Raw genomic sequence first — 7,230 nt, 5'->3', positions numbered from 1 at the left:
CCCGCCGGTCGAGCACAAGGCATACCTGCACCGTTCCGGCCGCACAGCCCGCGCCGGTGCTGCCGGAACCGTCGTCACGGTCGTGCTCCCTGAGCAGCGCCGCGACGTCAAGGATCTTCTGCGCAAGGCCGCCATCACGGCGCCGCTCGAGGACGTCACCGCCGCTGCGGTCGCCGAGCTCGTCCCCGAGCGCGCGCCGCACGTGCGCCCGGCACCGGTGCAGGCACCGCAGCAGCAGCAGCAGCAGCGTCAGTCCTCGAAGCAGCGTCCGGCCGGCGGCGAGAGGAACAGCGCGGCCAACCCGCCGTCGCGTCGCCGTCGTCGCCCCCGTCCCGGCGCAGGCCAGGGTGGCGGGTACTCCACGCAGAGCGGTCAGTCCCGCCAGGGCGGTCGCGGCTCGCAGGGTCGCTGACCCCGCTGCACGGCGAAGAAGAATGCGCCCCTTCCGCTACGGCGGGAGGGGCGCTTTCTCGTCACGCGCTCAGCGCGTGGGGAACTGACGTTCCGGCGATCCTGTGTACAGCTGCTGCGGACGACCGATCTTCGTCTGGGGGTCGAGCTGCAGCTCGCGCCACTGCGCCAGCCAGCCGGGCAGGCGTCCGATCGCGAACAGCACGGTGAACATCCGCGTGGGGAAGCCCATCGCCTTGTAGATGACCCCGGTGTAGAAGTCGACGTTCGGGTAGAGACGGCGCTCACGGAAGTAGTCGTCGGCCAGCGCCAGCTCTTCGAGCTCCTTGGCGAGGTCGAGGAGCGGATCGGTGACGCCCAGCGACGAGAGCACCTCGTCGGCCGCGTCCTTGACGAGCTTGGCGCGGGGGTCGTAGTTCTTGTAGACCCGGTGCCCGAAGCCCATCAGCTTCACGCCCTCTTCCTTGTTCTTCACCCGCTCGACGAAGCGCGAGACGCTCTGCCCGGAGTCGCGGATCTGACCGAGCATGGTCAGCACGGCCTCGTTCGCCCCGCCGTGGAGCGGACCGGAGAGAGCCTGGATACCGGCGGACACGGATGCGAACTGGTTGGCTCCGGTCGAACCGACCAGGCGGACCGTGGACGTCGACGCGTTCTGCTCGTGGTCTTCGTGCAGGATGAGGAGCAGCTCGAGAGCCTTCGACATCACCGGGTTGACCTCGTACTCCTCGCTGTGCACGCCGAAGTTCAGCTTCAGGAAGTTGTCCACGAAGCTCAGGGAGTTGTCGGGGTACAGGAAGGCCTGGCCGACGCTCTTCTTGTGCGCGTAGGCCGCGATCACGGGGAGCTTCGCGAGCATGCGCACCATGTTCAGCTCGACGTGCTCCGGGTTGTGCGGGTCGGTCTGACCCTCGTAGTAGGTCGAGAGCGCCGCGACCGCCGAGGACAGCACCGACATCGGGTGCGCCGTGTGCGGAAGCGCCGAGAAGAAGCGCTTGAGGTCTTCGTGCAGGAGGGTGTGCCGGCGGATCTTCTCGTCGAACTCCGCCAGCTCGGAGGCGGAGGGCAGGTCGCCGTAGATGAGGAGCCACGCGACCTCGAGGTAGCTCGTCGAACCCGCGAGCTGCTCGATCGGATATCCGCGGTACCGCAGGATGCCCTTGTCGCCGTCGATGAACGTGATCTCCGACTTCGTCGACGCCGTGTTGACGAAACCGTAGTCCAGGCCGGTGTAGCCCGTCTGTCGCGTCAACGTCGAGAAATCGATGCTGTCGTGCCCCGCCGTGCCGCGCAGCACCGGGAATTCAGCGGTCGTGTCGCCGATCGTCAGCTTCGCCGTCTGGTCTGCCGCTGCACTCACGCGGACCTCCTCGTAGTGTCCGCCCCCGCTCGTCGCGGTGGGTTCGAACAAGATCTTGATCAAGCCTGAACTGGCGATCTCACGGCGCTCAGGCGCCAGGTCGGGTCACGACCGAATCGCCTTTACAGCCTAGTAGTCGCACAGGCCTACTGTGACATCCACCAAAGGGACGCCCCCTCCGAGGAGGGAATCTACATGTCGGCCACAGTGAGACGGCGCGCGGCCTCGGCCACATGAGCCGTCGATGCGGTGAGGGCCAGGCGGACATGCTGCCCGGAGTCACCGCCGTAGAACGGACCCGGACCGGCCAGGATGCCCAGATCGGCCAGTCGTCCCATCGATTCCCAGGAGTCGCGCCCCTCGGTCGCCCAGAGGTAGAGCCCGGCCTCCGAACCGTCGATGCGGAAGCCTGCGGCCTCCAACGCGGGACGCAGGGCATCGCGGCGGGTGCGGTAGAGAGCCTTCTGGACGGCGACGTGCTCGTCGTCCGCGAGCGCCACCGCCATCGCGTGCTGCACCGGTGCCGGGGGCATCAGCCCGAGATGCTTGCGGGCAGTGAGAAGCTCGCCGACGACACGAGCGCACCCGGCCACGAACGCCGCACGGTAGCCGGCGAGGTTCGACTGCTTGCTCAGCGAGTAGACACTGAGCAGGTTCGCACGACTTCCGCCCGTCACCCGCGGGTCGAGGACCGACGGGATCGACTCGGTCGCCCAGACGCCGTCCCAGCCCAGCTCGGCATAGCACTCGTCGCTCGCGAGCACGGCACCGAGCTCACGAGCACGACGCACGGCAGAGGCGAGCTCATCGACGGTCCAGGTGCGTCCGTCCGGGTTGCCCGGGGTGTTGATCCAGATGAGCTTGGTGCCCTCCGGCCAGTCGGCGGGATCGTCCGCGGGAAGGGGCGTCGCTCCAGCGACGCGGGCGCCGACCTCATAGGTCGGGTAGGCCACGCGCGGGTGGACGACGATGTCTCCGGCCCCCAGGCCGAGCAGTGTGGGCAGCAGCGCGACGAGTTCCTTGGATCCGATCGTCGGGAGCACGTTGTCGACCCGGAGGTCGGGCACTCCCCTGCGCCGGGCGTACCACTCGACGATCGCCTCCCGCAGGGTGGGCGTGCCCACCGTCTGCGGATAGGCATGCGCATCCGTGGCCTCGGCCAGGGCGCGGCGGATGATGTCGGGGGTGGGGTCGACCGGAGAACCGACCGAGAGGTCGATCAGTCCGTCCGGGTGCTGCTGCGCGCGCTCACGGAACGGGACGACGGCATCCCACGGATAGTCGGCGAGATCGCGGACGCTCACGGAGCCAGCGCCTACTCGCCCTGAGGCGGCAGAGCCGCGACGATCGGGTGATCGAACGAGTAGACACCCACCTTGGCGGCGCCACCGGGCGACCCGATCTCGTCGAAGAACTCGACGTTGGCCTTGTAGTAGTCCTGCCACTCATCGGGCAGGTCGTCTTCGTAGTAGATCGCCTCGACGGGACACACGGGCTCGCAGGCGCCGCAGTCCACGCATTCGTCCGGGTGGATGTAGAGCGAGCGTTCGCCCTCGTAGATGCAGTCAACGGGGCACTCGTCGATGCAGGCGCGATCCTTGACATCGACGCACGGGAGGGCGATCACATACGTCACCCCCTCAGTCTACGACTCGCGCGGCTCGGGTTCCTGCGCGGCAGGCGCCTCCGTGCGCACAGGGAGGCGTCGGACGGAGGGCCAGGCGACGACGAGCAGGACGATTCCGGCGACCAGATAGGTCCAGATCTGCCCGAGGAACGAGGCGGGCACGACGACGGATCCGCCCGGCCCCTCCCCGGAGATCAGCACCAGCATGCCGATCATCCCGAGTCCGGCCGCGACAGCGGCGCCCCTGTCATGCGTGAGGGTTCGGACGGCGATGAGGATGGCAGCGCACGCGATGGCCGCGATGATCATGCCGATGGGGATGGGGCCCCACATCACACTGTGACTGATGGTGCCGGCGACGCCGTAGACACCGCCGACGAGGGCGGCAGCGATCCACGACAACACTCTCGACACCCAGCTCACGCGCACCTGTCGATCTTACCGACGAGCCTCCACCGGACGGGATCGGGGAGGTGGGTCATGCGGCGAACCCGAACAGACGCAACAGGGCTGCGACCGCCGCCGCCGCGACGACGACCACCAGGAAGGACTGCCGCAGCCACAGGAGGCCGCCGGCGACCAGCAGCGCGGGCACGCGAGCATCGACCGTGATCGCCTGACCGTCGCCGAGGGTCTGCACGGCCACGAGAGCCGCGAGCAGACCCACTGTCAGCAGATCGGAGATGCGGGCGGTGCGCGGCGCCTCCAGCACCCGAGGGGGCACCAGGTATCCGGCCGCCTTGAGGGCGAGGCAGATCAGGGCGGCGAGGAGGATCGCACTCCACACGGTCACGAGGCCGCCCCCGCACCCCGGTCCGCTCCACCGTCGGTCGAGGCCGCGGGACGACCCCACCAGTCGAACCAGCCGACGGCGATCGCGACGACCGCAGCCACCAGAACCGGAAGGCCCGGCATCAGGAACGGCGTGAAGGCCGCGGCGACGACAGCCGCGGCGACGCCGACCGCGACGGCCTGCCGCTGCCGGAGCCGAGGCCAGAGGAGAGCGAGGAATGCCGCGGCTGCGGCCGCATCCAGTCCCCACGTCCTGGGGTCGCCGAGCACGTCGCCCACGAGCGCCCCGACGAGGGTGGTGATGTTCCACCCGACGAAGATGCCGATCCCGGTCACCCAGAAGCCGACCTGCCGCAGCCGAGGATCACCCTGCGAGATCGCCACGGCCGTCGACTCGTCGATCGTGAAGTGCGCAGCTGCGGCCTTGCGAGCCGGTCCGCCCCCGATGATGGGTGACATCCGCATGGCGTAGGCGACGTTGCGGACGCCGAGGAGCGCAGCCGAGGCGATCGCGGAAGGCAGTGCCGACAATCCCCCGGCGGTGAAGACGCCGACGAAGGCGAACTGGGACCCACCTGTGAACATCAGCAGACTCAGCACACAGGTCTGCCAGACGTCGAGCCCCGACGCCACGGCGAGCGCGCCGAAAGAGACCCCGTACGCACTGGTCGCCAGCACCACGCCGAGTGCCTCACGCCAGACCTCACGCTCCGCGGTCATCGCGCCGCCCAAGAGCTGCCGTTCGCTTCGGTGAACACATGGTCATAATTCTGAACACGTTCTGCGGCATAGTCAAGCGAACGATCGTTTGACATGATGAACGTATGGAGGAACTTCGTACGCGCATCGCCCGCACCCTGCGTCGGGAACGTGAGGCGGCGAGCCTGTCGGTGTCCGAACTCGCTCGACGGGCCGGGGTCTCCAAGGCGACGGTGTCCCAGCTCGAGAGCGGCTCGGGCAACCCCAGCGTCGAGACGCTGTGGGCCCTCGGCGTCGCACTGGGTGTGCCCTTCGCCGTGCTCGTCGACCAGCAGTCCAACGCACCGAAGCTGATCCGCGCAGACGATTTGTCCGGGGTGCCGTCCTCCGCTGCCGCCTACAGCGCGACCCTGCTGTCTGCGAGCCCGCCCGGCGCACGCCGCGACGTCTACCTGATCCAGGCGGAGCCGGGGGACGCTCGTCGATCGGACCCCCATCACCCCGGGACGATCGAGCACGTGGTCCTGATGGCCGGCCAGGCGCGGATCGGCCCGGCGGAGAATCCCGTCCTCCTCGACCCGGGCGACTACCTGACCTACGCCGGGGATGCGCCCCACGTCTTCGAGGCGACCGCGGCGGGCACCAGAGCCGTGCTCATCTCGGAGCTGCGCTGAGCCTCACTCCCCTCCCGAGACCGGCGACGGATCGGGGATCTCGTGCGGCCGATACTGCGGCAGCCGGGAAGCGGGAAGGATCGCGAGCGCGCTGATCCCCGCCAGCAGAAGGAGCCCGAGCTTGAGAGTGCCCAGGCGCGACTCCTCGTTCACCACCACCGCGGCGTCGATCTGCTCGGGCGTCGCGTCCGTCGCCTCGAGCGCGGCGCGCAGATCGTCGTTGCTGATGAAGTTGATGTTGTCCATGTCGACCTGGGCGACGAGTGACGGCGGCAGCTCGGGATGCTCGACGACCGCACGACCGACGCCGAGGCCGAGGAGGGACACCAGCAGCGCTCCGGCCAGCGCGGTGCCCACCGCCGAAGCGAGGTTCTGCGTGGTGCCTCGCAGCGACCCCACATCCCCCGCGAGCTCGGCCGGAGCCGCCGTCACCAACACGTTGAACACCAGGGTCACCAGCGCCCCCTGCCCGATGCCGAAGACGATCAGGCCCAGGATCGTCGGGAGCGTCTCCCAGTTGTTGTTGACCACGAACGACAGCCACACCAGGGCCGCCGTGGTGAGGATGAACCCGACGACGCCGATCGTGCGCGGTGGGAACCGCTTGTACAGCCGCACCACGAGGGTGGCGGTGACGAAGACCGTCAAGTTGAACGGCATCATGGCCATCGAGGTGTCGAACGGCGTCCTCCCCTGCACGATCTGGATGTAGAGCGGGATCGTGAAGTTCACGCACGCTTCCAGCGCCACCACGATGAACATCGCGTACACGGCGGCGCGCTCGCGAGAGGATCCGAGGACGCTCAGGTCGATCAGGGGCACCTTTCCCTCCGCCATCCGCTTCCTCGTCCACAGGAAGAACGCCTGGCCGAGCACGAGGCCGACCACGATGAACACGGGGGCCGGCGAGAGGCCGAGCACCGAGAAGGGGGCATCGGCCGTCGCCGCCACGGCACCCCACGAGTTCAGGTTGTTGAACCCGAGGGTCAGCAGCACGATCGCCGCGCCGATGAGCAGCGAGGCGACGAGGTCGATGCGGATCGACGCGTCGCCGCGATCCCCCCGCAGGGTGAAGCTCAGGGCGAACACCACCACGGCGATGCCGAGCACGATGAAGAACATCGGTCGCCAGCCCACCAACGTGCCCAGCGTCCCTCCGATCAGGAAGGCGCTGACGCCCGAGATCGCGCGCGCCGAACCGATGGCGCCGATGGCGGTCGCCTGCTGAGGCCCCCGGTAGTTCTCGGCGATGAGAGCGACGATCGACGGCACGATGATCGCGGCAGCCGCCCCGGCCACGGCCTGCCCCGCGATGGCCCACCACACGGTGGGAGCGAGGATCATCATGATCGACGAACCGGCGAACAACGCGATCACGATCCGGAAGATCACGACCCAGCCGATCCGCTGCCCGAGCTTCGCGCCGGTCATCACGAGCGCCGCGACGGCGAGGCCGTACATGACGATGGTCGTGCTCGCGACCGTCGGCGGCACTCCGAACTCGCTCACCATGCCCCCGAGCGAGATCGGCAGCGCGGCGACGTTGAACGACATCAGCACCTGCGCGAGGAAGAGGCTGACCATCGGCAGCCACGAGGTCTTGATCGGGGTCTGCGGTGCGGGGATCTGGGGTCATAACAGCTCCAGGGGTGCGGAGGGCGAGGCGG

At 68.7% G+C, this 7,230-nt stretch carries 8 protein-coding genes and 1 pseudogene; 2 read left to right on the top strand and 7 right to left on the bottom strand.

The annotated features are described in order from the left end of the window. A pseudogene (locus tag AX744_RS20920) lies at positions 1–412 on the top strand (DEAD/DEAH box helicase); the annotation flags it as partial. A 69-nt stretch (positions 413–481) separates the two neighbouring features. Here the strand turns inward: AX744_RS20920 and AX744_RS19795 are convergent. The 6 genes from AX744_RS19795 to AX744_RS19770 form a co-directional block, all read right to left on the bottom strand. After that, positions 482–1,771: a citrate synthase gene (locus tag AX744_RS19795; protein WP_045263168.1), complete on the bottom strand. Its 1,290-nt coding sequence runs from the start codon at positions 1,769–1,771 to the stop codon at positions 482–484. Positions 1,772–1,962: 191 nt separating this feature from the next. After that, positions 1,963–3,075: a succinyldiaminopimelate transaminase gene (gene dapC / locus AX744_RS19790; protein WP_061018847.1), complete on the bottom strand. Its 1,113-nt coding sequence runs from the start codon at positions 3,073–3,075 to the stop codon at positions 1,963–1,965. An 11-nt stretch (positions 3,076–3,086) separates the two neighbouring features. Then, positions 3,087–3,407, bottom strand: a complete 321-nt coding sequence (gene fdxA / locus AX744_RS19785) for a ferredoxin (RefSeq protein WP_045263079.1) — start codon at positions 3,405–3,407, stop codon at positions 3,087–3,089. A gap of 9 nt (positions 3,408–3,416) precedes the next feature. Next, complete coding sequence (locus AX744_RS19780; protein WP_046749569.1) at positions 3,417–3,827, bottom strand: hypothetical protein; 411 nt, start codon at positions 3,825–3,827, stop codon at positions 3,417–3,419. 49 nt (positions 3,828–3,876) lie between these two features. Further along, entirely contained in the window at positions 3,877–4,191 is a 315-nt protein-coding gene (locus AX744_RS19775) for an AzlD domain-containing protein (RefSeq protein WP_061018845.1), read from the bottom strand. Beyond that, complete coding sequence (locus AX744_RS19770) at positions 4,188–4,910, bottom strand: AzlC family ABC transporter permease (protein ID WP_046749571.1); 723 nt, start codon at positions 4,908–4,910, stop codon at positions 4,188–4,190. The genes AX744_RS19775 and AX744_RS19770 overlap by 4 nt, the downstream gene beginning before the upstream one ends. A 104-nt stretch (positions 4,911–5,014) precedes the next feature. On the opposite strand from AX744_RS19770, the gene AX744_RS19765 reads away from it, so the two are divergent. After that, positions 5,015–5,563 (top strand): helix-turn-helix domain-containing protein, encoded by a 549-nt coding sequence (locus AX744_RS19765; protein WP_058633176.1) that lies wholly within the window; start codon positions 5,015–5,017, stop codon positions 5,561–5,563. 3 nt (positions 5,564–5,566) lie between these two features. Here the strand turns inward: AX744_RS19765 and AX744_RS19760 are convergent, their stop codons facing one another. Beyond that, positions 5,567–7,147: an MFS transporter gene (locus AX744_RS19760; protein ID WP_061018842.1), complete on the bottom strand. Its 1,581-nt coding sequence runs from the start codon at positions 7,145–7,147 to the stop codon at positions 5,567–5,569. Between the last annotated feature and the right edge of the window lie 83 nt (positions 7,148–7,230).

It is taken from the genome of Microbacterium sp. CCH5-D1, assembly GCF_001557335.1.
Taxonomy (GTDB): Bacteria; Actinomycetota; Actinomycetes; order Actinomycetales; family Microbacteriaceae; genus Microbacterium; species Microbacterium oxydans.
This window is presented reverse-complemented; position numbering and strand designations above follow the sequence as displayed.